The organism is Pantoea sp. SGAir0180 (genome assembly GCF_043546245.1).
In genome coordinates, this window is the sequence record NZ_CP028071.1 from 4,018,923 (window position 1) to 4,044,527 (window position 25,605).

Genomic DNA, 25,605 nt, shown 5'->3' on the forward strand with positions numbered 1-25,605 from the left:
CATCCGATGGTGACCTGATGTGCTCTAGAGCGCTTCAGGAGGCACTGGCAAATGACCATATTTTTCCATCCATGCAATGAAGGCGCTGTTTTCCATAGGGCGGGCATAAAAATAGCCTTGCACGAAGGTCACGCCGTGCTGTTGCAGGTAGTGGAATTGCAGTGCAGTTTCAACACCTTCACCTAATACCTGTAGCTTAAGCTTGTGGCTCAGGCTGATAATGGCGTCCAGCACAGGCGTTTCGCCATCCAGTGATTCAATGGCATTAATAAAGCCCCGATCGATTTTGAGATAGTCCAGCGCGAAAGTTTGCAGATAACTGAGCGAGCAATGGCCGGTTCCGAAGTCATCAATCGCGACTTTCATCCCCGCCGCACGCAATCTTTCCAGTTTGTCCGCCACCACGTTACCTTCCTTAATCAGGCTTCGTTCGGTCAGCTCCAGAGTAAGGTTGAATTCCGTTACTGCCATCTTTTCCGCGAAGCTCAGCATCTCATCGACGAAGTCTGGATGCTGAAGATGGTCGGCGGCCACGTTAATTGCCAGATGAAAACCGGGATTCGTTTTCCACTGCCGTGCGTCTTCAACGATTAAATCCATTAAATGGCGGGTAACGGGAATGATCATTCCCTCGGCTTCCGCCGCGCTGATGAAGGTATCGGGACGCACGCTGTCACCATTGGGCAGCGTCCAGCGCAAAAGGGCTTCTGCGCCGGTGCAGCGTTTAAGTGCATAGCTGTAGGTGGGCTGATAGTGCACGCTGAACTGCCCGGAACGAATGGCGCGACGAATGTCATCTGCCCATGAAAATCGCCGGCGTAGCCATGATGCCGTGAGAATCATCAACAAAACGGAAAACACGGAAGCAAAAGGCATAATCAGGAGCAACAACTGTTTCAGTGCTTTTATGCGTTCTGTGCCCGGTGCCAGTAGCGTTACGCTGATGGGATAGCGCGATGACGTGGCGCGATAAAGTTGAGGAGAAGGCCCGGTATCCCCGGTAAAGTCATGTTCACCTGACACAATTGACGCACCATCACTGAAGCGCATCGTGATCTGATAATCGTGCGTGCTCCCTAACGCACTCATAAAATCGATGAGATATTGCCCTTCCACCATTACCCAGACGGCTCTGCCTGCGGTAAGGTTACGCACAAAGATGACGGCGGGCCGGTCGGGTACGCTGTAGGAGCCGCGCAGAGACAAACTCCACCCGTCTTTGCGCGCCACCGGCGGCGTTACGCCAATCATCGCTTTCAGGGTTGAGGGTTTATTACCGTAAGCCGAAGAGCAGGTGATCACATCGTTTTCCAGCGTGCCCAGGCCACGAAAATAGGGATAAAGCGTGCCGTTAAGCCGCAATGCATGCTCAATCTGCTCGCAGGGCTGCTCCTCGTACTGCCGAAGCCAGGCAATCATGCTCCAGGCGTTGTCGCTGATTTTTTCTGCCTGAGACAGTAAAGTCGCTGCCGTGTTGATCTGTTGCTCGCGCACAGTTTGACGCGCATCAATGGCACAAAAAAACAGTCCCAGAAGGAGTGGCAGGACGCCAGCAAAGACGATAAGTAGCCTGGTATGGGCCGGTTTTTCTTTAATCAGCGGCACCGTATAACCTCTGAATTGTAATCATGTTTTTGAGCGGTGCTAAGGGTTTATTCAGCATAGCACGCCAGTTCACACCACGGGTGAACGGTCGGATATCCTTTGCCTCCGATAATCGTCATTATCGGCCTCGTCCATAATTTATTGACAGAAAATTCATGCCCGGATTGGGTGAAAGACGGCATATGACAGAGTGTACTGATGAAAGTGAATACTCACATTTTCTGCCAGGTGTCCCTGTGGCCGGCAGGCAAGCCGTGCGCGCGGGGCAAAAGAATGTCCCCGCGCGGTGGAGAAAGCAAAAGGGCATTGACGCCGCAGGCACGGACCACATGCGCCGGGTCAACCGAACACGATGGCTTCTGGTCTGGCACGTCCCTCCAGCGGCACCGTGGTGGGCTAATCCTGGAAGTAGATTTGCTTCAGCGCGACTTCTACGCCACGCAGCTCGGCCAGCCCCTTGAGCCTGCCTATTGCTGAATAGCCCGGATTGGTGCGCTTGTGCAAATCGTCCAGCATCTGATGACCGTGATCGGGACGCATAGGAATAGCGCGTAGATTGCCTGCACGACGACGGCGCTGCTCCTCAGCCAGAATGACTTTGATGACGCCAACCATATCAACGTCTCCCGCCAGATGAGCGGCTTCGTGGAAGCTGTTGGGGTTTGCTTCGCGTTTTGTGGCGCGTAAATGCACGAAGTTAATACGATCGGCAAAGGTTTCGGCCATCGTAACCAGTGGGTTATCCTCGCGAACGCCGTACGATCCTGTACAGAAGCAGAATCCGTTATGCAGGCTGTCGACAGTCTCTTTCAGCCACTGCATATCCTCCTGGGTGGAGACAATGCGCGGCAGGCCAAGAATAGGACGCGGCGGATCGTCGGGATGTACCGCCAGTTTGATGCCCACCTCTTCTGCCACTGGCACAATAGCCCGCAGGAAGGTGGCCATATGCTCGCGCAGTCTGGCTTTATCAATGCCATCATATTGGGCCAGCTGGGCCTGGAACTGTTCAAGCGTGTAGCCTTCTTCCGCACCGGGTAAACCCGCAATGATGTTGCGCACCAGCGTGGCTTTCTCTTCTTCGTTCATCGCGGCAAAACAGGCAGCAGCGGCCTGCTGCTCGGCGGGGCTGTATTCTTTTTCCGCACCGGGACGTTTTAACAGGTACAGTTCAAACGCAGCAAACGCATCGGCGTCAAACCGCAACGCTTTCGCCCCATCCGGCAAGGTCCAGGCCAGATCGGTACGCGTCCAGTCAAGCACCGGCATAAAGTTGTAGCACACGGTATCGATCCCGCAGGCGGCCAGATTACGAATCGACTGCTGATAGTTGGCGATATAGCGCGAATAATCGCCCCGTTGCGTTTTAATGGATTCGTGAACGGGAATGCTTTCAACAACAGACCAGGTGAGTCCTTTTTCCGCCAGTAGCGCCTGACGCGCTTTGATTTCGGCTACGGGCCACACGTCGCCGTTTGGGATGTGATGAAGTGCCGTAACAATACCGGTTGCACCTGCCTGGCGAGCATCGTCCAGTGAAACAGGATCGTTGGGGCCGTACCAGCGCCATGTATGTTCCATTATTACTCCTTGATGAACGGGTGGCCCAGTGGTCAGGCCGCTGGACCAAGAGTAAATTAGCGCGTAAATTAAGGCCGTGATCCGGATCGCAGCATAGTAAATACGTCCGGCTGGATTCTGCAAAGACGGCCATAACAGGAGAAGGTGATGGTGCTACCGGTGCTGAAAACTGAACGACTTTATCGACAGATCGCCAATGCCATTATCGCGGGCATTCAGCGTGGGGATTTCGTACCCGGCGGTGCGTTGCCACCGGAGCGAGAGCTGGCAAAGCAGTTGGGCGTCAGTCGCTCGTCCGTGCGTGAAGCGCTGATTGCGCTTGAAATGACGGGCTACGTTACTATCCAGACCGGAACGGGCGTATTTGTCGCCCAAACCCTGCCTCAGCCCTCAGCGGTCAAAGACACCGAACATTTCAGCCTGCAGGATCTTTTACAGGCGCGCGAAGCCTATGAAAGTCTGCTGGCAGGAATGGCGGCGCGTAACGGCAGTGAGGCGCAACGTGAGCGGCTCATGGCGATGAGCATCAGTCTCCAGCAATTTAATGAAAACGATGCGGCGTTTATAGAACAGGATAAAGCCTTTCATCTTTTGATTAGCGAGATGAGCGGTAACGATCTGCTGCGGGAGATGATGGAAAACCTGTGGAACAAACGCGACAGCGCGCATTTTCGTCGGCTGGAACGCCATTATGCCGACAATACCTTTGCTGACGAAATGAACGCCGACCATCAGTGCATTGCAGAGGCCATTGTCGGGGGAGATGAGCAGGCTGCACAGGCTGCGATGAGAGCGCATCTGCAGCATGTGCAGCAGCGTTTACTTGGTTAGCAGCCGGGCAGGTTTAGGGCGTCCGGTGCCCAGCATGATTGCCAGCCGGCTTCCGCCTGGCGTGGTTTCCATCAAAATTTTTGTAATGCTGGTCAGCGGTACGGAGAGCAGCATACCGACCGGACCCAACAGCCAGCCCCAGAAGATCAAGGACAGAAAGACCACCAGTGTCGACAATCCCAGTCCGCGCCCCATGATGCGCGGCTCTAACATATTGCCAAACACCATATGAATGGCGGTAAACAGCGCCGCCACCATCGCCGCGTCAAACACACTGTTCAGCAACAGTGCCTGCAGGAAAGGGGGAATACCGGCGATAATCGGCCCGATATTGGGAATAAAATTCAGGATAAAGGCTACCACGCCCCACAGTAATGCAAATTTCACATCCAGCAGGTACAGCGTCAGCCAGACCGAGATACCGGTAATCAGGCTGATCAGCGTTTTTAATGCCAGGTAATGCGTCACGCCTTTAAGCGCTTTGTGTAAACCCGCAATACGAATTTTGGGGTTCACAAACGAGTTGCGCATTTTGTAAGGCAGGTGGTGCACTTCAAACAGCATAAAGACGACGGTAAGGATCAACAGGACAGTATTGGTCATTGCGCCGGAAAAACCACTCAGCGCCACGCTGGCCAGATTCATCAATGTGTTGGGATCGAAGCGCTGAACCAGCGCATCGGTAGAGACATTCAGATGAATGCTGGCCGCCAGATGCTGAACGACCAGCATTTTCTTTTCCATGATGGTGCGCAGTTGAGGATAGAGATCGTAAAACTCACTTATGGAGCTGGCCAGTACGGCCCCCAGCAGCAAAATCACAACAAAAATGACCGTGATCACCAGCGTAATCGCCATCCCGCGCCGCAGTCCGCGCCGCATCAGTATCGTGACTAAGGGATTCAACACAATGGCAAAAAACGCCGCCAGGAGTAACGGCACCAGAATATCGGAAGCGGCTCTTATCCCGGCAAGGATAATCACTAACATCGCCAGTTTGATTAAGATATTTTGTCCAATTCTTTCCTGCTGCAACCCGTTCATTCGTTCTCTCTACGCATAAATAACTGATTGAAGTGTAGTTGAAGGAAAAATCAGAAGCGGATTCGTTGAGGAAAAGGGTAAGCGAGGCGAGACGGTGAGGGAAACAGGACGCGAAAGGGTGTTAAGCGTCCTGATGGCGCGGCGGACAATGGCGACTGTCACGGCGATATGCTGTCAACAGCGATGCCGCCGCAATGAAACGACGCAGGCGGCCGCCTGCCGCCGCCTTACACTGAGGGCGCAGATTCCTCTTTCGTGGCGTCCTGTGGCACCGGCTCCTGCCCGCCGGGAATCAGAATATTCAGCACGATGGCAACAATCCCGCCGCTGGTGGCGGCTGAACCAAACAGGTTCGCAAACAGGGGCGGCAGATGGGAAAGGGCAGCAGGCACGGACTCAATCCCTAAGCCGAAGCTGAAGGCCAGGCCGACAATCAGCATCTCTCTGCGCGTCAGCGCGGTCTGGCTGAGAATACGAATGCCGGCCGTTACCACGCAGCCAAACATCACCATGGTCGCGCCACCCAGGACGGGCGTGGGAATCTGACGCAACGCTTCGCTAAACGGCGGAAACAGAGCCAGTAAAATCAGCATCACACCGATATAGCGGCCAACAAAACGGCTTGCCACACCGGTCATCTGTATGACGCCGTTGTTTTGCGCAAAGGTGGTATTTGGAAAGGCACTCACCATGGCGGCAATCATACAACTCAGTCCGTCAGCCAGAATGCCGCCTTTCAGGCGCGCACTGAACGCTTTATCCGTAATCGACTTACCGGAGATCAGGTGGTTTGCGGTAAGATCGCCTACCGCCTCAATGATGCAGACCAGTGAAACCAGCACCACAGGCACAAAAAGGCTGCTGTTGAAGTGAAAGCCAAACGGAAACAGCGCGGGCAGGCGAAACAGGCTGTCCCCCAAACCATGCACCTGAAATTTGCCGCTCAGTGCCGCCGCGATGCAGCCGGTGAGAATGCCGACCACGATGGATGACAGACGCAGCCAGCGGTTCCCCGAACAGCTCAGCAGCACGATCACGCCAAGCGTCAACGCCCCCAGGGCGAGGTTGCTAAGGCTGGCAAAATCCTGTGCATTCTGACCGCCGCACCAGTTAATCACGCTGACCTTAATCAGGCTGATACCGATTAACGCAATCACGCTTCCCGTCACGACCGGCGTAAAGACCCGTTTTAAGGTATCAATAAAGCGGCTGACGATAACCGGAACCAGCGCGGCCACGGCGTTGACGCCAAACAGCATCGCCATAATGTCCTCAGGGCTGCCGCCCTGGGCTTTGACCCACAGGCCACCTGAAATGGCGACGCCGAGAAAAGCAAAGCTGGTGCCCTGCATGCATATCATGCCCGCGCCCACGCCCCACACGCGATTTGACTGCAGAAAGGTGCCGATGCCCGAAGCAAGGAGCGACATACTAATTAAATACGGAAGCCAGGCTTCCAGACCAAGCGCGGTGCCAATCAGCAAAGGCGGCGTGATAATCCCGACCAGACCTGCCAGTACATGCTGCGATGCGCTAAAAAAAGCCTGCACAGGCGGAATTCGCTGATCAAGGCCGTACAGTAAGCCACTGTTTTTTTCGTCAGACACGGTTATCTCATCTCAGTGCGGGGAAGTCACCGGATGTTGCATAAAGCAGGCCAGGTTTATCTGATAAACGTTTCACTGCTATCAATGCCTTTAAAATCATAGCGATAATGTTGTGATGAAGCGCGTCGCTCGCCCGGGAAAAGTGAAACACATGATTCCTGATGGGGCAGTGAAGAAATTATTGGTTCATAAAATGACGATTAACGCCCTTTTTTGCACTGCGTTAGTGCGTAGTGATGTTTTTTCACCAGACAACTGTCCTCATGGCCAGCAGCCATTTTTCTGGCCGACTCTCAGCAAAAAGAAAATGTATATTTCATATTTAAAATTGATGAAACATATCCGGGCTGCTTAATGCCGTCAGGCCGAAAACCTTTCATCCCGCAAAGGCGTTAAACCGCCCTGAAGCGACAATGTCATGGGACCCCGATTACACCGTCAGCGATGACGAGCCAGAATGGCCGCCGCGAAGACGTCAATCCTTTATGAAAAGAGAAATGCGATCTGTGCCGCTAAAAAGTAATTTTCCAAAAATATCTATTTGAAAAATTTATTCCATTGTAATAGTTTTCCAGCATGCTTTTGGCTTTTCCTGCCCAGCCAGCATGCCACTTCTGTGCTCTGCCCGCTGGAACCGTACATACCAAAGAGGCAACATCATGACTATCGTAGGAAACTTTATTGGCGGTCAAACCACATTCAGCGCCAGCAACGAAACCATTCCTGTGTTCGATCCGGCAACCGGCAAGGTTATCCGTGAGCTCACGCAAAGCAGCGCAGATGAAGTGGCTCAGGCGATTGATGTGGCACATGCGGCCTTTCCTGCCTGGTCAAAAACCTCCCCGCTGCGCCGCGCACGCATCATGTTCAATTTTAAAGCTCTGATGGAGCAGCACCGCGATGAACTGGCGGCGCTGATTGTGTCTGAGCATGGCAAAGTCTGGTCAGATGCGCTGGGTGAGCTGACGCGCGGTATCGAAGTCATCGAATTTGCCTGTGGTATTCCGCACCTGCTTAAAGGCGAGTATTCCCCGAATGTAGGCGGTGGCGTAGACAGTTACTCGCTGATGCAGCCGGTGGGCGTCGTGGCAGGGATTACGCCCTTCAACTTTCCGGCAATGGTGCCGTTGTGGATGTTCCCGATTGCGTTGGCCTGCGGTAACACCTTTATTCTCAAGCCGCCTGCGCTGGATCCGTCAGCGTCGGTGCGCATGGCCGAGCTGTTGAAGGAGGCGGGCCTGCCGGATGGCGTGTTTAATGTCGTGCACAGTTCCAATGACAATGCAGAACAGCTTTATAAAGATCCGCGTATTGCCGCCGTCAGCTTCGTTGGCTCATCCGGTGTGGCCGAGCATATTTACAAAACGGCCAGTGCGCACGGTAAGCGCGTTCAGGCTTTTGGCGCGGCAAAAAATCACGCCATCGTTATGCCAGACGCCGATTTGGACGCCACGGTAAACGCGATTATGGGCGGTGCGTTTGGCTCGGCGGGCGAGCGTTGCATGGCGCTGCCGGTTGTCGTTGCAGTGGGCAACGATACCGCCGATAAGCTCATTTCGCGCCTGACACCGCTGATCAACGCATTACGGGTTGGGCCGGGAATCCAGCAAGGCAGCGATGAAAATGAAATGGGGCCTGTGGTTTCTGCGGCACACCAGAAAAAGGTGCTGGGCTATATCGATCTGGGCGAGCAGGAAGGGGCGAAGCTGGTCGTTGATGGCCGCAACCACAAAGTCGCCGGTTTCGAAGAGGGCTACTACGTCGGCGGTACGCTGTTCGATAACGTTACCGCCGAGATGACCATCTGGCGTGAGGAAATTTTTGGTCCGGTGCTGAGCATTATGCGCGCGCCGGATTACGACAGTGCCCTGAAGCTGGTTAACAGCCACGAATTTGGTAACGGCAGCGCCATCTTTACCAGCAATGGCCATACCGCGCGGGAGTTTGTGCAGGATGTTGAGGCCGGAATGGTCGGCGTCAATGTGCCGGTGCCGGTGCCGATGGCCTTCCACAGTTTTGGGGGCTGGAAACGGTCAGTCTTTGGTGCGTTAAACGTGCACGGGCCAGACGGCGTGCGTTTTTACACCCGCATGAAAACCGCCACCGTGCGTTGGCCAGGCGGTCAGCAAACGGTGTCCGAATTCAGCATGCCAACGTTAGGCTAAATCACCTGCACCACTGACGCTGCGTTCGACACACAGGGGCGCGGGTTGTCAGGTGAAGGACCGCAAAACAGGAGGAGGCGAATGGCCTTACTTTCGAAGGTAAAACAGCCCGACAATAGCGGCTGCATTCAGCAGGTGACGCCAGCGCGCGCCGGTTGGCGTTATGTCGGTTTTTCATCCTATCTGCTGAAAAAAGGGCAAACGCTCGACCTGAAAAGTGGCGACAGCGAACTTTGCCTGGTGCTGGTCGCGGGGCTGGCTTCCGTCACCACGCGCCACGCACGTTTCCCGAATATCGGCAAACGTCTGTCACCGTTTGAGCGCACGCCGCCTTATTCTGTGTATGTTCCTCATGATGATGACGTCAGGGTACAGGCTGAAAGCGATCTTGAGCTGGCGGTCTGCCAGGCACCCGGGCAGGGCGGCAAGCTGCCCGCTCGCCTGATTGCGCCGGAGGATGTTGGCGTTGAACGGCGGGGCAAAGGGCAAAATCAGCGCCTGGTGCATAATATTCTGCCGGACTCTCAACCGGCAGAGAGCCTGCTGGTCGTGGAAGTGTATACCGATGAGGGCAATACCAGCTCTTACCCGAGCCACAAACACGATCAGGAAAACAGCGAACACGAAACCTATCTGGAAGAAACCTATTACCACCGTTTTCAACCCGAGCAGGGGTTTGCCATGCAGCGCGTTTATACTGACGACCGTTCGCTGGATGAGTGCATGGCAGTGTATAACCGTGATGTGGTCATGGTGCCGCGCGGCTATCATCCTGTGGCGACGCTGGCAGGCTACGACAATTACTACCTTAACGTCATGGCGGGGCCGGTACGTTTGTGGAAGTTCAGTTGGGAGCACGATCACGCCTGGGTTAACAGCGACAGTTATCCGCGACGTTAATCCGTGGCGAGAACTGACAAGGCAGCGCTATTCGCTGCCTTTTTTATTGCGTGATGATACCTGTAAGTTGACCAGAGAACGGTGTTCGGCGACAGGCTCTGTCTGTTACCTGACGAGGCCGTCTCTGATTGACCGGCGCAGGCTACGCCGCCCTGTCAGGTGGCGCGATCGTCAGGATGCGGGGGGCGTCCGGGCATTGTTCAGTGCCAGGGAAACCGCCAGCGTCTGAGCCAGACAGAGTGACGCCACCTGAGAGCGGAAACCGTCAACCTGGGCTTCCCGTACCACAAAGCAAACGTCGCTGAACGCGGCCAGAGGGCTCACCTGGCTGTCCGTAATCGCAATCAGGCGGGCACCGAGCCTGGCACCCAGCTCAACCACTTCTACCGCTTCGCGAGCGTAAGGCGAACAGCTGATAGCAATCACCACGTCTTTCGGATTCACCAGCGTCAGCTGTTCAGTGAACATGCCGCCTAACCCGTCAATCAGAAAGGCGCGGCGCTCCAGATGGCGCAGGGCATAAACCAGATAGGAGGCGACACTGAACGAGCGACGCAGGCCGATAACATAGACGTTCTCGGCATCATTGAGTAACTGCACCGTTTTGTTCAACTGCTCCGGGCTCACCTGCATCGCCAGTTGCTGCAACGCCTGGCTGTTTACCATGGTGAAGACATTCAGAATTTCCGCCGGGCTTTCAGGCGCGTTCGCTGCGTCGTCTGCGGCGGTCTGGCGGAACAGGCGTGCCCGTTCGGTGTAGTTAACCGTCTCTTCCATCAGATGCTGACGAAAAATTTGTTTCATTTCGTTGAAGCCGCTAAAACCAAAGGCGTTGGCAAAGCGAATCAGGGTCGAAGGCGGCACATCGGCCTGCTGAGCAATAGACGCGACGGTATCAAAGGCGATGCTGTTACTGTTATCAAGAATATAACGAGCCACCTGCTTCAGACGCTTACTCAGCGTTTCATAACGGCGACGAATCTCGTCCTGCAGCAGTGAAAGTTGGGAAGGGTTATTGCTCATTACGTCGGCTCATGTGCGGAAAGCGTGGCTGGATAAGAATCGCTATGATACCAGATGGATGGAAAATTTCATTTGTTTGTTTTTCAGGCATAATTTATTTCATTGGTTTATGAAATGACTCACAGATTCGTCGTCAAACGGTGCGATCGGGCTGAAAAAAGGCTGCCCTGGGGCAGCCTTATGCATATCGTCCTGCGTCAGGGTGAATTTACAGCCCGGTGTGCTCGCGAATATATTTTCGTGCCTTCACCGCATACTCAAATGGATTCGCCAGCGCGGGATCCTGCTCTGCCTCCACCACCATCCAGCCTTGATAGCCGTAATCATTAAGGATTTTAAACACGGGTTTAAAGTCGATCACGCCATCGCCCGGCACGGTAAAAGTGCCTTTTTTTACGCCGTCCAGGAAAGACAGATGCTGATCTCTGACTTCAGCGACGATGTCATCCCGCACATCTTTGAGGTGCACGTGGAAAATACGTGGCAAGTGGTTTTCCAGTACCGCCAGCATGGCCTGCTGTGAGCCTTCGGAATAGTAGATATGGCCGGTGTCGTAAAGTAAGCCGACAGTATCGTTCGTCATGGCCATAAAACGGTCAATTTCTGCTGGCGTCTGGATAGCGGTGCCCATGTGATGGTGCAGGCAGACGCGCATGCCTTTACGGGCGGCGATCGCGGCCAGTTCATTGTAGCCTTCCGCCGTGCGCTGCCATTCATCGTCGTTAAACACGGGCTTATCGTCCAGCACCGCCAGCGTCGTGCCTTGTATGCTCTTGCTTTGTTCAGAGCACCCAATCACCCGGGCGCCCATCTCGAAGAGGAAATTCATGTGCTCGGTGAATCCCTCAATCGTTTTCGCTTTGTCGCCCTGTGCAAAGAAGGTGCTGAACCAGGCGTTACAGATCTCAATACCGCGAATCTCCAGCATCGGTTTCAGAACCGTAGGATCGCGTGGGTATTTACTGCCGACTTCACTGCCGGTGAACCCGGCCAGCGCCATTTCACTGACCGTTTGCTGGAAGGTGTTTTCGCTGCCCAGTTCGGGCATATCATCATTCGTCCAGCCAATGGGCGCGATCGCCAGCTTAACCTTTTGATTGTTCATCAGTTACCTGCCTGAAGGCGAGAGGAGTCAGTTATAAAATGCCGGACGGGCGGGCATTTCAATGGGTTCGATCGCGCCGCTCTTCTGCGCTTTGATACAGGCGTCAGCAGCGACCGAGGCGGCAAAACCATCCCATGCGGAAGGACCGGTTAACTGGCCCGCTTTTACGTCGTTGATAAAGGCCTGTAGCTCAACGTCGTATGCCTCAATAAAGCGATCTTTCCAGTCGACCAGAATGGTATTGGACAGTTTGGCGTCTTTACGTAACTGTACCGATGACGGCTCGGGCAGTCTGGCGATACCTTCCTCGCCCACGACTTCGCACTGAATATCGTAGCCGTAGGTACAGTTCACAAAGATCTCCACATCAATGCGAATCCCTTTTTGCGTCTCAAACAGAACGATTTGCGGGTCTTTCAGGTGTGGACGGGCTTTAGAACTGACGCGCGGGAACACCACCTGCACGGTTTTATAGTCGTCGCGGGTCAGCCAGCGCAGGACATCCAGCTCGTGGATCAGCGTATTGGTAATCGCCATTTCGGTGTTGTAGTTTTCCGGCACCGTCGGGTTGCGGTGCGCGCAATGCAGCATCAGCGGCTCACCGATATCACCATCGGTAATCACCTTTTTCAATGCCCGATAACCGGCATCGTAGGGGCGCATAAAGCCGACCTGTACGAGACGTTTGCCGTGTTTGATCTCGGCGTCCACGATACGACGACAGCCTTCAGCGCTCATCGCCAGCGGCTTCTCACAGAAGACCGGTTTGCCCGCCTCAATGGCAGCCAGCGTGAACGCTTCATGGGTCGGGTCCCAGGAGGTGACGAGCACGGCATCCACGTTGGGTGACTGAATGACTGCGAAGCCATCCTCGCATACGTCTGCATCACTGTTCAGACGTTGCAGCGCGGCTTTGGCGCCTTCCGCATTGATATCGGATACCGCAACCACTTTTGCCCCTTGTAAGACATTGTTGCAGCGCCGAATGTGCTCCTGACCAATCGCACCAGTTCCAATCACACCAAGTTTCAATGTCATAATTACACCTGTAGGGTTAAATCGGAGAGTAGAAACATGGGCCGTCAGACGGCCCGGAAATCAGTATTTACGGGCCTGAGCCAGATGCGTATTCAGCGTGTTCGCCACCTGTTGCGCGCGCGTCGAGTGGGCGGTTTGTGCCACACCAACGTGCCACCAGCTGAAGTAGTTGTGAATCATGGTCTTGGGCAGCACTTTGATATCAATCAGCGTGGAAACGCGCTGCGTTTTTGCGTCTTCCAGCGCGGCGGTAAGCTGCTCCAGCGTACTGACGCGATAGGTTTTGCAGCCATAACCGGCGGCAATGGCAGCAAAATCCACCGGAACCAGTCCGCCGTCGAGCTTGCCACCGTCCGGATTACGGAAACGGAACTCGGTAACAAAGCTGTCCATGCCGTGCCCCATTTGCAGGTTGTTAATGCAGCCATTGCTCATGTTATCCAGCAGGACCACATTGATTTTCGCCCCTTCCTGAAGGGAGGTCACCAGCTCGGAATGCAGCATCATGAACGAGCCATCGCCTACCAGGGCATAAACCTCTCGCTCAGGCTGCGCCAGTTTGACGCCCAGTGCCGCATTCACTTCGTACCCCATGCAGGAGTAACCATATTCAAGGTGATAGCCGTTATAACCCCGCGTACGCCAGGCGCGTTGCAGGTCGCCGGGCAGGCTGCCCGCAGCGCCCACGATCACGGCATCGGCAGGCAGGTGCTGATTCAGCGTGCCCACTACGCTGCTTTGTGTCAGCAGAGACTGCGTAAGGCGGTTAAATTCGGCATAGACGGCTTTTCGGTCAAGGTGATCGGTAATCTCAGGCTCAAAGGCGGTATCGTTGGGCGTGATGTGATAAACGCGCAGTGTCTCGTCTTCCAGCTGCTGCCGGGCCAGGGCAATCTGATCGCCCCAGTCGTTGGCATAGTGCTGTGAAACCAGTCCATGGCTGAGCGCCAGCAGTGCTTCACGTGCGTCGGCCAGCAACTGCACGCCATCGAGCTTATAACTGTCAAAGTTGCTGACGTTGACATTCAGAAAGCTCACATCAGGATGCTGGAAGATCCATTTCGACGAGGTGGTGAAATCGGTGTAGCGCGTTCCAATGCCTATCACCAGATCGGCCTCTTTTGCCAGCAGGTTGGCCGCCAGACAGCCGGTTTCACCCACGCCGCCGACGTTGAGAGGATGATCAGATAATAAGGTACCTTTTCCCGCCTGGGTTTCAGCAAACGGAATCTGATAGCGTTCGGCAAATGCACGTAGTGCCTCGCCTGCGCCGGAATATTTCACGCCCCCGCCGCAGATAATTAATGGCTTACGTTTACGGATGATGAGCTTCAGCGCATCTTCGAGCTGGGCAACGGTGGGTTGACGCCGATCCAGACGATGAACGCGTTTCTGGAAGAAATAATCCGGATAATCCCAGGCTTCACCCTGAACATCCTGCGGTAAAGAGAGCGTGACGGCACCCGTTTCAGCCGGATCGGTCAGGACGCGCATGGCGTTAATACAGGCGCTCATCAGTTGCTCCGGACGGCTGACGCGGTCCCAGTATTTACTGACGGCACGAAAGGCGTCGTTGGTGCTGATACTCAGATCCCAGGGCTGCTCAATCTGCTGCAGGACTGGATCGGGCTGGCGGGTGGCAAAGACGTCGCCAGGCAGGAGCAGAAGAGGAATTCGGTTTGCGGTGGCAGTGGCGGCGGCCGTCAGCATATTGGCGGCGCCGGGCCCTACGGACGACGTACAGGCGATAATCTGGCGGCGCAAAGACTGTTTGGCAAAGCCCGTTGCGGCGTGGGCCATCCCTTGTTCATTACGCCCCTGATAGACCACCAGATCGCCGCTGTCCTGCTCCAGCGCTTGTCCCAGTCCCAACACATTGCCATGACCGAAAATGGCGAAAATGCCTTTTACAAACTTTGTCTCTGTGCCGTCTACGTCAATGTATTGATTATCGAGAAACTTAACTAATGCCTGTGCGGTAGTCAGTTTGATGGTGGCCATAAACCTTCCTCAACGTGCTGGCAGTAGCAGAGTCCGGCACCGCGCTAAAAAGGCGTGACGTAACGGAAAAGGCTACCTGAAGAACTGAAATGTCAGAGGATTATAAACAAATGCATTTTTCATAAAATACGATTACAGAAGAAATATTTCATTTTGCGAGGGGGATCAAATTTACCCTTGCTGACAGGGCAGCGGGAAGCTATGCCATAAGCGTAACTGGAATGTTTAGTGAGAGTTACAAAGTTTTCGAGATTTCATTTCATCACGCAGAAAGATGCTGCAAAACGGGCAGGAGCGTCATGGCCCTGTCGCACCGGGCCCACGAGGTCCCGTCCGGCAACGCCTGACTGACGTGTCGGGCATAACAGATTTTTAACTGCTTCACATAATCGCAGTGTAAGTTTCATTTTGAATTGAGTTTGGAATATTTGTTCCTCATACTGCGTTTATCGTTAACCAGACACCTTCAGACCCCACGCACAACCTGTCCGCAGTGTCTGCTCATCACAGAAGGAAACCAGAAGCATGCAGAGAGAACAGAAGCGTCTTGATGTGATTTGTATCGGACGCATTGCCGTCGACTTCTATGGTCAGCAAATTGGCGCGCGGCTGGAAGACACCACGTCTTTCGCGAAATATCTGGGCGGGTCATCAGGCAATGTCGCACACGGTACGGCGATTCAGGGGCTGAAATCCGCCATGCTGGCTCGTGTAGGCGATGAACATAATGGCCGTTTTCTGCGGGAAAGTTTGCAGCGGGTCGGCTGCAATACAGAAGCACTTATCACGGACAAAAAGCGGCTGACCGCTCTGGTCATCCTGGGCATTAAAGATGAAGACACTTTTCCGCTGATTTTTTACCGCGACAACTGCGCCGATATGGCCCTGGTGCCAGACGACATTAATGAAGACTTTATCGCTTCTTCTCGCTCGGTTGCGGTAACCGGCACGCATTTGTCGCACCCGCAGACGCGAGCGGCCGTGCTGAAAGCGCTGGAGTATGCCCGTAAGCATGGTCTGCGTACCGCGCTGGACATCGACTATCGCCCGGTATTGTGGGGCCTGACTTCACTGGGGGACGGGGAAACCCGGTTTATTGCCTCCTCTGAAGTCACCGCGCAACTGCAGCAGGTTATGCATTATTTCGATCTCATTGTCGGCACGGAAGAAGAGTTTCATATCGCAGGCGGCAGCACCGATACGCTGACCGCGCTGAAAAACGTGCGCACGGTGAGCAACGCAACGCTGGTCTGTAAGCGAGGAGCAATGGGATGCGTGGTATTTGAAGGCGCGATTCCAGACAACTGGGCAGCGGTGAAACTGCACAGCGGCGTGCGTGTCGAGGTCCTGAATGTGCTGGGTGCAGGGGACGCGTTTATGTCCGGTCTGCTGCGCGGCTGGTTAAATGATGAAGGATGGGAACAGGCCTGCCGCTACGCAAACGCCTGTGGCGCGTTGGTGGTTTCGCGACACGGGTGCGCCCCTGCGATGCCCACCCGACAGGAGCTGGATGACTTTTTAAGCCGCGAACAGGACGTGAAACGCCCCGATCTGGATAGCCGTCTGACCCATCTGCACCGCGTCACGTCGCGTCAACACGCCTGGCCGGAACTGAATATTTTCGCTTTTGATCACCGCAAACAGCTGGTAGAGATGGCTACGGAGGCTGGCGCGGACGTTTCGCGCATTCCGCAGTTGAAACTTTTGCTATTGCAGGCTGCGGAGCAGGCCGTGCAGCAAGCCGGCATTGAAAGTAAAAGCGGCATTCTGGCGGACACGACCTTCGGTCAGAAAACGCTGAATGCGATTACGGGTAAGAACCGATGGATTGGCCGACCCATTGAACTACCGGGGTCGCGTCCGTTACGCCTGGAACATGGCAGCATTGGTTCCCAGTTGATCGGCTGGCCAGCGGAGCATGTGGTGAAATGCCTGGTGTTTTATCATCCTCACGACAGTGCCGAACTGCGCGAGGAGCAGGACGCGCTGTTGCTGGAAGTGTGGAAAAGCTGTAACCAGAGCGGTCATGAGTTACTGCTGGAAGTGATCCTGCCTGACAGCCAGCCAGACCACAATGAAGCGCATTTTCTTAAGATGCTGAACCACTTTTATGCGCTTGGCATCAAGCCTGACTGGTGGAAGCTCCCACCCCTGTCTCCGGCAAGCTGGCGTGACATAGGTGCCTTGATCGAACAGCAGGATCCTTACTGTCGTGGCATTTTATTACTGGGACTTGATGCGCCAGAAGCCACGCTTAAAGCGGGGTTTGCCGCGGCGGCGCAGGCCCCGTGGGTAAAAGGGTTTGCGGTGGGGCGCACAATCTTTGCACAGCCCTCGCGCCAGTGGTTGCAGGGTGAAATACGTGACGACGCACTGGTGGCGGCGGTAAAAGAGAACTACCTGCGCCTGATTGATTACTGGCGTCAGGCGCGCGAACAGCGTGTCTAAAGCAGAAGGGATGAGTGATAACTGAGCCATGCGGCAGAATGATCATTGCATGGCTCAGTATTAACGCGCGGTGGTGTGGTGTGCCCTTGCCGTTATTTCAGGGTAATGCTTTTCACCACGGTTTCAGCATCGCTTTGGGCCTGCTGTTGATTGTCCCCGGGCAGCGTAATCTGCATCGTCATCAGCTTACCATCGACTTTGGCCAGAACAACCGAGGACCAGGAGGTCTGGTTGTTTGCTGAGATGACGGTATCCAGCTGCTGTGCCGGCTCACCGCCCAGCGTGACCGCTTTATTGGAGACAACCTGAAGCTGGGGATCGCGATTACGCTGCTGTTGTTCCATGCGTTGCGCTAACACATCCAGGGCCTCATTCGTCGGCTCACCGGCAATGACGATAATCGCCCGCGCACCGCTTTCATCAGCATAAACGTGCATGTTGGTACTCTGAGAACCCAGTTTACCGCTCTTATCTGACAGGCCAGGTGGCAGGGTAAATCGTAATTTACCGTCCATCAGCGCCACGGTTTGTGCAGACTGACTGGCAGATGCGCCATTATCGTTTGCTGCTTCATCTTTCTTTTGATCGCAGGCGGCAAGGCCGAGTACCAGCAAACCAATTCCCGCATATTTCACTAAATTACGCATCAGAATCCCTTTTTAACATTCCACGAAGGCGTTTATACAACAGGAATCAGGTTGCAAACGCAACCTGAGTATTGTCAGGAGATTTTAGCGGATTGTCAGGAAAGGCTGTATTGCCGGTTAGCCGAAATGTATCTGCGGCTGGGCCTGGCGTTCGGCCAGGCGTTTGAGCGCAGCGTTGAGTAAAACACCATAGGCAGGCAAAAAGAAAATCATACAAATCAGCACTTTGAAACTGTAATCGACCAGAGCGATTTCTACCCAGTGCTGTGCCATAAACGGATCGGAGCTTTTGTAGAAGGCAATGAAAAAGAAGGCCAGCGTATCGCTGATGTTGCCTAAAAACATGGCACAGCCTGGCGCCACCCACCACTGCGGCAAGCGACGCAGGCGGTTGAAAACGTGCACATCCAGAATCTGGCCCAATGCGTAAGCCATAAAGCTGGCGCAGGCGATACGGGCGACAAACAGGTTTACCTGTTGCAGCGCCTGCCAGCCTTGCCATTCGCCCTGGTAAAACAGGCTGGAAATCGCGTAAGAGATAAACAGGGCCGGCACCATCACCGCCAGAATAATGCGGCGTGCAAGCGGCGCACCAAAGATGCGCACGGTCAGATCAGTGGCCAGGAAAATAAACGGAAAGCTAAAGGCGCCCCAGGTGGTATGAAAACCGAAAAGGGAAACAGGCAACTGCACCAGATAATTGCTGGAAGTGATCACCAGCAGATGAAACAGGGACAACCAGACGAGCGCATGAGCGCGCTGACGCGGGGTAAATGCGAGCATAGTAAGCCTTTTTAGTAGTGGGGTGAGGGAACCCAGTGCAGGCAACTGAACATTCAGTGCGCTGCAGTTTTATGAACAAAAAACGGCCGCATCTTACCCTGTTGTGCTATTAATGCAATGGCTAATTTTAACGCAATCGTTACCGCCTTGCGTCAAAGGGCGGACGCGCTAGAATAAGCGCCCGTTAACTGAAATCGAGACCGTCATGAGTGATGCATTTTCTTCCGCCGACCATCAACTGGATGCTCAGGGCCTGCGTTGTCCCGAGCCGGTCATGATGGTACGTAAAACGGTGCGCGGCATGCAGGACGGTGAAACGCTGCTGATTATCGCGGACGATCCGGCAACCACGCGGGATATCCCCGGTTTTTGCCGGTTTATGGAGCACCAGCTACTGGCCGAACAAACCGACACGCTGCCTTACCAGTTTTTGATTCAGAAAGGGATGGGAGAATAACGGCGGCAGTGAGCCGCCGTCAGGTTATGCATCCCGCGTGCGCAACAGCCGCAACGCGTTTGCCGTGACCAGTGCGGTGGCACCGGAATCAGCCAGCACCGCCAGCCACAATCCCGTTAACCCCGCCAGCGTCGTCACCAGGAACAGCGCCTTCAGCCCCAGCGCAATACCAATATTCTGACGAATAATCGCCCGGGTGCGGCGCGCCAGGGCAATCATCGGGGCCAGGTTGCTGAGCTGATTGCGCGTCAGGGCGGCATCCGCCGTTTCCAGCGCGACATCCGTCCCACTGCCCATCGCAATACCCAGCGTGGCGGCCTTCATGGCTGGCGCATCGTTGATACCGTCGCCCACCATCGCCACCACCTGCTGCTCACTGAGCTGACGAACCGCCTCCACCTTACCGGCTGGCAACAGGCTGGCATGCCAGGCGATGCCTAAAGGTTGGGCGACGACAGCGGCCGCCCGCGGGTTATCACCTGTCAGCATGAGGCTGTTGATGCCAAGCGCTTTTAAGGCCTGCAAGGCGGCGGGGGTTTCGCTGCGCAGCTTGTCCCGTAAGGCCAGCGCCCCCAGCACCTCGCCATTACGCAGCACCATCACAAGGGTTTCGCCCTGGGCTTCCTGCTCATGCACCATTGCCTGGTGCGCCGGGCTCAGGCTGCTGACGTACGACGGTGCCAGCAACGTTATACGCTGGCCGTCCACTTCAGCCTGAATACCGCTTCCCGCCAGTGCCTGCTGTTGAGTGGCAGACGGAAGCGGCAGTGCCCTGGACTGTGCGGCTGCCACAATCGCCGTTGCCAGTGGATGGGTAGAACCTTGTTCCACCGCGGCACCTAATTGCAGAATCGCGTCTTCGTTAGCCTCGCCGAACGGCAAAATTCGCGTCAACTGCGGCCGGCCTTCTGTCAGCGTACCCGTTTTATCGAACGCGATCGTCTGCACTGTGCTCAGCCGTTCCAAGGCCGCGCCTCCTTTAATCAGCGCACCACGGCGGGCGGCGGCGGCCAGTCCGGACGTGATGGCGGCGGGCGTGGAGATCACTAGCGCACAGGGACAGCCGATCAACAGCAGCGTCAGGCCTTTATAAACCCAGGGCAGCCAGGCACCCGCGCCAAACAGGGGCGGCAGCACCATCACCAGCAGGGCCAGCAGCATGATGGCTGGCGTGTAAATCCGGCTAAAGTTATCGATAAAACGTTCTACCGGAGCACGATGACTTTCGGCTTCCTCAATCAACTGCAAAATGCGGTCAATGGCACTTTCGCCAGGCCTGGAAACCACCTCCAGTTCCACCAGACGATCAACGCTGGTCGCACCCGCCAGTATTTTTTCGCCACGCTGACGCAGCACCGGTACCGACTCGCCCGTCAGCGCGCTCTCATCGAAACTGGCGCTTTCCGCCAGTAAGCAGCCGTCGACCGGCAAACGGCCACCGGCGGCGATTACGATCCGGTCGCCAGGCTGCAACGCGGACAGGGGCACCTCACTACGGGTGCCATTTTGCAGGCGCACAGCGAACTCGGGACGCAGCGCCATCAGCTGGCTTACCCCACTGCGCGCGCGGGTTGCGGCATAGGCTTCCAGTTTTTCGCCCAACAGGAACAGCAGCAGAACCATGGCGGCTTCCGCATGCGCACCAATTAATAACGCACCTGCCGACGCCAGGGTCATCAGAGTTTCAATGGTAAAGGCAGAGCCGGTTCGCAGACGTTGCCACGACTTACGCGCGACCGGCACCAGCCCGACCAGCGTCGTCAGAATAAATAACCGGTCGCCCCAAACGGCATTCACCTGCGTAAGCGCAGCGCTGGCTACCATGAGCGCAGCAAGCAGTAAAAGCGGGAAACGGGCACGCCAGGGCGATGGCGCAGGCGCAGAAACAGAGGTTGAGGAGAGATGAAAACCTGCTTTTATCACGGCGTCTTCTATTGCAGACTGAACCGGGGCACGGGCATTAACGACAAGTTTTTCACTGGAAAAGACGACGCGGACCTGCAGGACGTCAGGGAGTTGGCGAACGGCGGTTTCGATTGCGCGGGCACAACTGGGGCAGTCCATACCGCTAACCTGCCAGCTGAACTGAAAAGCATCAGAGGATCGTCGTCGGTCACCTTCGTCACTGGCTTCGCCGGCAGACGCGGCAGAGCAGCTACAGTCGCCGCCGCAGCTGGTGCTCTCTGTCGTTTCAGGAGAGGCCGCAGTAATGGATAAGGTGCCCGGACGAACAGGGCGAATGGCACAAAGTGGTTTTGCGGCTCGATGAGTATTGCGTGGCTTACCGCAGCCACAAGCATGATGTTGATGCATATAACCTCCGGAAGACGTGGGCGACGTGCCCACGGCTTATCTTACACCCAGAGGTTTAACCCAACGCCAGCATTATTGTGCCTTTTTTCAGTAGATCCACAGGGAGCGGACGATCATAAAGTGACCGGCAAAGTAGCAGGCCGCGACAATCGCGCTGTCGGCGCTGAAACGGCGGCGATAATGGCTGATAAACCACACGATATTGGCCAGCAGAAGCAGGGCAGAGCCAACCAGAATTGAGAAGCTGTAATCGCTGGGGCGGAAGACATATTGTTCAGTGGCCATCCAGTTCATGACCAGCGTCATGCCGATCAGCGTACAGACGGGCCAGCGCAGCGTTTCCAGCTTACTCCACAGCACACCAATCACAACCACCCCGATGATCAGAAAGGTCAGTGGGATGGGCCAGTAAAATGTCATCGTCATATTGGCCGCAAAACACAGCGTGTACAGCAGATGCGACAGGAAAAACGCGCCCAGCGCGTAAAGCATTTGTTGCCGCGGGAGCAGCGTCAGCGTGTCGCCGATGAGCGTGGCGACTAACCCAGCCACAATCAGGTAATCAGATGTATTGCGTGTGGGGGCCTGCCAGGCCAGACCGACTAACAGGAGCAACGTGACAGGTTTAAATAACCAGCGTTGCCATTGCGGGCCCCGGTAAGAGGCATCAACGTACAGCCAGCCGGAGAAAAGTACAGCGAGAAAGGACCAGAGCATTGCTTCTCCCTTTTTACCAAAATAGTGACAGTTCCTGAAACACTCCTGTCAGTCTAGGTTATGCCAGCGCGATGTGACAATCGGTCAACTCTGGTTGTATGCTTTATCGCGCAATGCAAGACGATCTGAGACCGGATAAACGCTGAGGAAAGATGAAACCACCGCTACTTTTTATTATCGTCGTGGCCATTATTGCCGTACTCGCGACACGCCAGTTCATCAAACAGCGGCGCGAGGCAGCCGTCAACGATGCCTCGCCGGTACGCACCGTCGCGGTTGAGGTCAAAACCAAACGTGAGTTTTCGGTATCCAGTCGCCGCTCACGTGAGCGCGAAGTGATCGCCGGAGACGAAATGCGCTATGAGGCCTGGTTTCATCCGCTCAATGGCGAAAGCGATATTAAGATGCGCGTTAATGAAAGCGACTACCATCTGATGGACAAGGGCACGAAAGGCGAGCTGACACTTCAGGGCACGCGCTTTATCCGCTTCACGCCTGCCGGAAACTGACGGCGAGCGTGACGCCCGCCGTTATCCTTTATTTACGTGGGAAATTTTTTTTCTGCCACGCAACCAGTTCGAACACGCCAAACAAAAAGACTTTGATCTGGGTAGCGCGATCGAGCGGTGGTGCATCTTTGCCCTGCGTCGTGCGCAGCAGGACTAACTGCAGGCCGTGCATCAGGATCATAAATATCAAGGCCACATTGATGAACCAGGTCAGGGGCTTCGGATACGGATGAATCAGGTTAAACAGTAAAAAACCCCATACGCACAGCATCAGCAGGCGTCCTAAATTAAGTAACATCATGCGTCTCCTGTTGGCGCTGATATAAACGATAGGCCACCTGGCCCGCAATTTTTTCGCGATGTAAATCCCAGTGAACCGGCACCGGCGGTGGGCCGTTTTCAACTTCGCTTTCAACGTAGACGAGTGCATCCGCTGTCAGCCAGTTATTTTTTTCCAGCAGTTGCAGGGTTTGCTCCAGCAAACCCTGCCGAAACGGAGGATCGACAAACACGATACCAAAGGGATGGCCGTCCTGCGCCAGCCAGCTCAGGGTGTTGGTTTGTACAACGTTGCCGTTTGAGGCCTGCAATGTCTGAAGGTTTTTGCTCAGCTGTTGCGCCACCGGGCGCTCCAGCTCAAGCAGCGTCGCCGACGCGGCATAGCGTGAGAGCGCTTCCAGCCCCAGTGCGCCACTTCCGGCAAAGCAATCCAGGCAGTCAGCCTGCTGCAGGTGGGGTGCCAGCCAGTTAAACAGGGTTTCTCGCACCCTGTCGGTGGTGGGACGAAGACCCGCGCTGTCTGGCACCGGTAATTTGCGGCCGCGCCACTGTCCGCCAATAATGCGGATTTGTCCCGCACCACCTGTTTTACGGGGAGGTTTTATCATCTTGCTCACAAATCGTCATAATTTGTTGCGTAGTTTAACGGGCGAAACGATGAGAAGAAACGTTAAAAAAGGGTGCTGTGGTGAGCCGCCAGGAAAGTGTTAGACTACGACGCTGCTGATGTTATGCATAATTCTGCGGTTTAACGCCACTTTGGCGTTTATCACCAATACTGTTTTTAACCCTGGGAACATTGTGCTACCGGGATGAAGCCATCGAGGAGTGTGGTTACACAATGGCAAAAGAGAAGAAACGAGGCTTTTTTTCCTGGCTGGGATTTGGCAAAGAAGAAGAGAAACAACCCTTAACGGATGCGCAGACGGCACAACCGGAAGCCCAGCAGCCAGAACAGGAAGCCCCGGCACGCAGTCAGGCGGAAACCGCTGAACAGGAACGCGGTGCCGCACCTGAAAACCGTGTTGAACAGCAACAGGAAAGTGATGCAGCTACGTCTGAAGACGTACCGGTTACCGCCCGTGTAGCCGGGCCTGAAACGGCGGTTGATCCGCATACCGGTATGATCACGCCCGTTGAGCCTGCCGATGACGTCAACGATGAGGAACTGACTGCGCTGCCGTCAGCGGAGGTTGAGCTTGCCTCATCCGCGCCTGAACAGGCACCTGTGGCGGACGATGCGCCGCTGAGCGACGATGAGCTGGCCGCGCTGGCTCTGGCGGATGCCGACGTGACAGATATCGCGCCGCACGACGCTGCCATCGCTGAAACTGAACAGGCGGACGATGCGCCGCTGAGCGACGATGAACTGGCCGCGCTGGCGCTGGCGGATGCCGACGTGACAGATATCGCGCCGCACGACGCTGCCACCGCTGAAACTGAACAGGCGGACGATGCGCCGTTGAGTGACGAAGAACTGGCTGCGCTGGCACTGGGAGACGCGGACGTCGTTAACGTTGAAACTGTCGGGCACGATGCCGGGGCGACAGCGCCAGACGACACGGTTAGCGATCTTCCGTTAGCCGCCGCACCGCTGGTAGCGCACGAGCAGGAACAGGAGCGCCCCACCAAAGAGGGATTCTTTGCCCGCCTGAAACGCAGCCTGGTGAAGACCCGCCAGAACCTGGGCTCGGGTTTTATCAGCCTGTTCCGTGGCAAGAAAATCGACGATGACCTGTTCGAAGAACTGGAAGAACAACTGCTGATTGCCGACGTGGGCGTGGAAACGACGCGGCGCATTATTACCAGCCTGACGCAGCATGCTGACCGTAAGCAACTGCGCGATGCGGAAGCGCTTTATGGCCTGCTGAAAAGCGAAATGGCGGCGATCCTGGCAAAAGTCGATGAACCGCTGAATGTCGAAGGTAAAACCCCGTTTGTTATCTTAATGGTCGGCGTGAACGGCGTGGGTAAAACCACCACCATCGGCAAGCTGGCACGTCAGTATCAGGCAGAAGGTAAATCTGTGATGCTGGCGGCGGGCGATACGTTCCGTGCGGCAGCTGTTGAACAGCTTCAGGTCTGGGGCCAGCGCAACAACATTCCCGTTGTCGCGCAGCATACCGGCGCGGATTCTGCCTCGGTGATTTTCGATGCCATCCAGGCGGCCAAATCACGTGGCGTTGACGTGTTGATCGCGGATACCGCAGGGCGCTTGCAAAATAAATCGCACCTGATGGAAGAGCTGAAGAAAATTACCCGTGTGATGAAGAAGCTGGATGAGCAGGCGCCACATGAAGTCATGCTGACCCTGGATGCCAGTACCGGGCAAAATGCTATCAGCCAGGCCAAACTGTTCCATGAAGCGGTAGGGCTGAGCGGCATTACACTGACTAAACTGGATGGGACAGCCAAAGGTGGCGTGATTTTCTCGGTCGCCGATCAGTTTGGCATCCCTATCCGTTATATCGGTGTCGGAGAAGGCATCGACGATTTACGGCCCTTCAAGGCCGAGGATTTTATTGAGGCACTGTTTGCCCGAGAGGACTAAT

22 protein-coding genes are annotated in these 25,605 nt (G+C 55.3%); 8 read left to right on the forward strand and 14 right to left on the reverse strand.

The window, feature by feature from the left end; all coding sequences use genetic code 11:
• Window positions 1-24: 24 nt before the first annotated feature.
• Both C1N58_RS18810 and uxuA read right to left on the reverse strand, forming a co-directional pair.
• Window positions 25-1,605, reverse strand: coding sequence for an EAL domain-containing protein (locus C1N58_RS18810; protein ID WP_054632928.1), 1,581 nt, complete (start codon window positions 1,603-1,605; stop codon window positions 25-27).
• A 396-nt stretch (window positions 1,606-2,001) separates the two neighbouring features.
• The gene (uxuA, locus tag C1N58_RS18815; RefSeq protein ID WP_164482675.1) at window positions 2,002-3,186 is read right to left on the reverse strand and encodes a mannonate dehydratase; all 1,185 of its coding nucleotides are present in this window, start codon (window positions 3,184-3,186) and stop codon (window positions 2,002-2,004) included.
• 147 nt (window positions 3,187-3,333) lie between these two features.
• Here uxuA and C1N58_RS18820 point away from each other — a divergent pair, with 147 nt between their 5' ends.
• Window positions 3,334-4,017 (forward strand): FadR/GntR family transcriptional regulator, encoded by a 684-nt coding sequence (locus tag C1N58_RS18820; protein WP_039342744.1) that lies wholly within the window; start codon window positions 3,334-3,336, stop codon window positions 4,015-4,017.
• Here the strand turns inward: C1N58_RS18820 and C1N58_RS18825 are convergent.
• Both C1N58_RS18825 and C1N58_RS18830 read right to left on the reverse strand, forming a co-directional pair.
• Window positions 4,006-5,061 carry an AI-2E family transporter gene (locus tag C1N58_RS18825; RefSeq protein ID WP_394550210.1) on the reverse strand — a complete coding sequence of 352 codons (1,056 nt, stop codon included), beginning with the start codon at window positions 5,059-5,061 and terminating at the stop codon, window positions 4,006-4,008. The two genes, C1N58_RS18820 and C1N58_RS18825, sit on opposite strands and share 12 nt — an antisense overlap.
• Before the next feature lie 227 nt (window positions 5,062-5,288).
• The gene (locus tag C1N58_RS18830) at window positions 5,289-6,668 is read right to left on the reverse strand and encodes a nucleobase:cation symporter-2 family protein (protein ID WP_394550211.1); all 1,380 of its coding nucleotides are present in this window, start codon (window positions 6,666-6,668) and stop codon (window positions 5,289-5,291) included.
• A gap of 115 nt (window positions 6,669-6,783) precedes the next feature.
• Between C1N58_RS18830 and C1N58_RS18835 the strand changes: the two genes are divergently transcribed.
• From C1N58_RS18835 to iolB, 3 genes are all read left to right on the forward strand, one after another.
• Window positions 6,784-7,023, forward strand: coding sequence for a hypothetical protein (locus C1N58_RS18835; RefSeq protein ID WP_394564407.1), 240 nt, complete (start codon window positions 6,784-6,786; stop codon window positions 7,021-7,023).
• Between the two features lie 304 nt (window positions 7,024-7,327).
• Window positions 7,328-8,833: a CoA-acylating methylmalonate-semialdehyde dehydrogenase gene (locus C1N58_RS18840; protein ID WP_033738237.1), complete on the forward strand. Its 1,506-nt coding sequence runs from the start codon at window positions 7,328-7,330 to the stop codon at window positions 8,831-8,833.
• A gap of 81 nt (window positions 8,834-8,914) precedes the next feature.
• On the forward strand, window positions 8,915-9,733 hold the full coding sequence (gene iolB / locus C1N58_RS18845) for a 5-deoxy-glucuronate isomerase (RefSeq protein ID WP_394550213.1): 819 nt from the start codon (window positions 8,915-8,917) through the stop codon (window positions 9,731-9,733).
• Between the two features lie 171 nt (window positions 9,734-9,904).
• On the opposite strand, the gene C1N58_RS18850 is transcribed toward iolB, so the two are convergent.
• The 4 genes from C1N58_RS18850 to iolD form a co-directional block, all read right to left on the reverse strand.
• Window positions 9,905-10,756 (reverse strand): MurR/RpiR family transcriptional regulator, encoded by an 852-nt coding sequence (locus C1N58_RS18850; RefSeq protein WP_058708193.1) that lies wholly within the window; start codon window positions 10,754-10,756, stop codon window positions 9,905-9,907.
• A gap of 208 nt (window positions 10,757-10,964) precedes the next feature.
• Window positions 10,965-11,861: a myo-inosose-2 dehydratase gene (iolE, locus tag C1N58_RS18855; protein ID WP_394564408.1), complete on the reverse strand. Its 897-nt coding sequence runs from the start codon at window positions 11,859-11,861 to the stop codon at window positions 10,965-10,967.
• 27 nt (window positions 11,862-11,888) lie between these two features.
• Entirely contained in the window at window positions 11,889-12,899 is a 1,011-nt protein-coding gene (locus tag C1N58_RS18860) for a Gfo/Idh/MocA family protein (protein ID WP_033738232.1), read from the reverse strand.
• A gap of 60 nt (window positions 12,900-12,959) precedes the next feature.
• Window positions 12,960-14,900: a 3D-(3,5/4)-trihydroxycyclohexane-1,2-dione acylhydrolase (decyclizing) gene (iolD, locus tag C1N58_RS18865; RefSeq protein WP_394550216.1), complete on the reverse strand. Its 1,941-nt coding sequence runs from the start codon at window positions 14,898-14,900 to the stop codon at window positions 12,960-12,962.
• A gap of 525 nt (window positions 14,901-15,425) precedes the next feature.
• Between iolD and iolC the strand changes: the two genes are divergently transcribed.
• Window positions 15,426-17,348, forward strand: a complete 1,923-nt coding sequence (iolC, locus tag C1N58_RS18870; protein WP_394564409.1) for a bifunctional 5-dehydro-2-deoxygluconokinase/5-dehydro-2-deoxyphosphogluconate aldolase — start codon at window positions 15,426-15,428, stop codon at window positions 17,346-17,348.
• A 92-nt stretch (window positions 17,349-17,440) separates the two neighbouring features.
• On the opposite strand, the gene C1N58_RS18875 is transcribed toward iolC, so the two are convergent.
• Together C1N58_RS18875 and C1N58_RS18880 are read right to left on the reverse strand one after the other, a co-directional pair.
• Window positions 17,441-17,995: a DcrB family lipoprotein gene (locus C1N58_RS18875; RefSeq protein ID WP_006121064.1), complete on the reverse strand. Its 555-nt coding sequence runs from the start codon at window positions 17,993-17,995 to the stop codon at window positions 17,441-17,443.
• Between the two features lie 117 nt (window positions 17,996-18,112).
• A complete protein-coding gene (locus C1N58_RS18880; protein ID WP_039342735.1) occupies window positions 18,113-18,778 on the reverse strand; it encodes a 7-cyano-7-deazaguanine/7-aminomethyl-7-deazaguanine transporter in 666 nt (221 codons plus the stop codon).
• A 205-nt stretch (window positions 18,779-18,983) separates the two neighbouring features.
• Here C1N58_RS18880 and tusA point away from each other — a divergent pair, with 205 nt between their 5' ends.
• Window positions 18,984-19,235 carry a sulfurtransferase TusA gene (tusA, locus tag C1N58_RS18885; RefSeq protein ID WP_006121061.1) on the forward strand — a complete coding sequence of 84 codons (252 nt, stop codon included), beginning with the start codon at window positions 18,984-18,986 and terminating at the stop codon, window positions 19,233-19,235.
• Window positions 19,236-19,259: 24 nt separating this feature from the next.
• Here tusA and C1N58_RS18890 read toward each other — a convergent pair whose 3' ends face one another.
• Window positions 19,260-21,548 (reverse strand): zinc/cadmium/mercury/lead-transporting ATPase, encoded by a 2,289-nt coding sequence (locus C1N58_RS18890; protein WP_058701439.1) that lies wholly within the window; start codon window positions 21,546-21,548, stop codon window positions 19,260-19,262.
• Window positions 21,549-21,635: 87 nt separating this feature from the next.
• A complete protein-coding gene (locus tag C1N58_RS18895) occupies window positions 21,636-22,265 on the reverse strand; it encodes a lysoplasmalogenase (protein WP_033738214.1) in 630 nt (209 codons plus the stop codon).
• A gap of 152 nt (window positions 22,266-22,417) precedes the next feature.
• Here C1N58_RS18895 and C1N58_RS18900 point away from each other — a divergent pair, with 152 nt between their 5' ends.
• A complete protein-coding gene (locus tag C1N58_RS18900; RefSeq protein WP_033738213.1) occupies window positions 22,418-22,774 on the forward strand; it encodes a DUF2500 domain-containing protein in 357 nt (118 codons plus the stop codon).
• A gap of 28 nt (window positions 22,775-22,802) precedes the next feature.
• Here the strand turns inward: C1N58_RS18900 and C1N58_RS18905 are convergent, their stop codons facing one another.
• Together C1N58_RS18905 and rsmD are read right to left on the reverse strand one after the other, a co-directional pair.
• Window positions 22,803-23,072, reverse strand: a complete 270-nt coding sequence (locus C1N58_RS18905; protein ID WP_006121057.1) for a DUF1145 family protein — start codon at window positions 23,070-23,072, stop codon at window positions 22,803-22,805.
• Window positions 23,062-23,661, reverse strand: coding sequence for a 16S rRNA (guanine(966)-N(2))-methyltransferase (gene rsmD, locus C1N58_RS18910; protein ID WP_033738212.1), 600 nt, complete (start codon window positions 23,659-23,661; stop codon window positions 23,062-23,064). Before rsmD ends, C1N58_RS18905 begins: the two co-directional genes overlap by 11 nt.
• A 233-nt stretch (window positions 23,662-23,894) precedes the next feature.
• Between rsmD and ftsY the strand changes: the two genes are divergently transcribed.
• Entirely contained in the window at window positions 23,895-25,604 is a 1,710-nt protein-coding gene (gene ftsY / locus C1N58_RS18915; protein WP_205955751.1) for a signal recognition particle-docking protein FtsY, read from the forward strand.
• Window position 25,605: the final 1 nt, after the last annotated feature.

Coding starts and splice junctions, on each gene's coding strand:
- C1N58_RS18880 (WP_039342735.1), bottom strand. CDS start 18,778: ATGCTCGCATTTACCCCGCGTCAGCGCGCTCATGCGCTCGTCTGGTTG.
- uxuA (WP_164482675.1), bottom strand. CDS start 3,186: ATGGAACATACATGGCGCTGGTACGGCCCCAACGATCCTGTTTCACTG.
- ftsY (WP_205955751.1), top strand. CDS start 23,895: ATGGCAAAAGAGAAGAAACGAGGCTTTTTTTCCTGGCTGGGATTTGGC.
- C1N58_RS18905 (WP_006121057.1), bottom strand. CDS start 23,072: ATGTTACTTAATTTAGGACGCCTGCTGATGCTGTGCGTATGGGGTTTT.
- C1N58_RS18895 (WP_033738214.1), bottom strand. CDS start 22,265: ATGCTCTGGTCCTTTCTCGCTGTACTTTTCTCCGGCTGGCTGTACGTT.
- C1N58_RS18860 (WP_033738232.1), bottom strand. CDS start 12,899: ATGACATTGAAACTTGGTGTGATTGGAACTGGTGCGATTGGTCAGGAG.
- C1N58_RS18825 (WP_394550210.1), bottom strand. CDS start 5,061: ATGAACGGGTTGCAGCAGGAAAGAATTGGACAAAATATCTTAATCAAA.
- C1N58_RS18890 (WP_058701439.1), bottom strand. CDS start 21,548: ATGCATCAACATCATGCTTGTGGCTGCGGTAAGCCACGCAATACTCAT.
- rsmD (WP_033738212.1), bottom strand. CDS start 23,661: ATGATAAAACCTCCCCGTAAAACAGGTGGTGCGGGACAAATCCGCATT.
- C1N58_RS18900 (WP_033738213.1), top strand. CDS start 22,418: ATGAAACCACCGCTACTTTTTATTATCGTCGTGGCCATTATTGCCGTA.
- iolD (WP_394550216.1), bottom strand. CDS start 14,900: ATGGCCACCATCAAACTGACTACCGCACAGGCATTAGTTAAGTTTCTC.
- C1N58_RS18875 (WP_006121064.1), bottom strand. CDS start 17,995: ATGCGTAATTTAGTGAAATATGCGGGAATTGGTTTGCTGGTACTCGGC.
- C1N58_RS18820 (WP_039342744.1), top strand. CDS start 3,334: ATGGTGCTACCGGTGCTGAAAACTGAACGACTTTATCGACAGATCGCC.
- C1N58_RS18840 (WP_033738237.1), top strand. CDS start 7,328: ATGACTATCGTAGGAAACTTTATTGGCGGTCAAACCACATTCAGCGCC.
- C1N58_RS18850 (WP_058708193.1), bottom strand. CDS start 10,756: ATGAGCAATAACCCTTCCCAACTTTCACTGCTGCAGGACGAGATTCGT.
- iolC (WP_394564409.1), top strand. CDS start 15,426: ATGCAGAGAGAACAGAAGCGTCTTGATGTGATTTGTATCGGACGCATT.
- tusA (WP_006121061.1), top strand. CDS start 18,984: ATGAGTGATGCATTTTCTTCCGCCGACCATCAACTGGATGCTCAGGGC.
- iolB (WP_394550213.1), top strand. CDS start 8,915: ATGGCCTTACTTTCGAAGGTAAAACAGCCCGACAATAGCGGCTGCATT.
- C1N58_RS18835 (WP_394564407.1), top strand. CDS start 6,784: ATGAAGCGCGTCGCTCGCCCGGGAAAAGTGAAACACATGATTCCTGAT.
- iolE (WP_394564408.1), bottom strand. CDS start 11,861: ATGAACAATCAAAAGGTTAAGCTGGCGATCGCGCCCATTGGCTGGACG.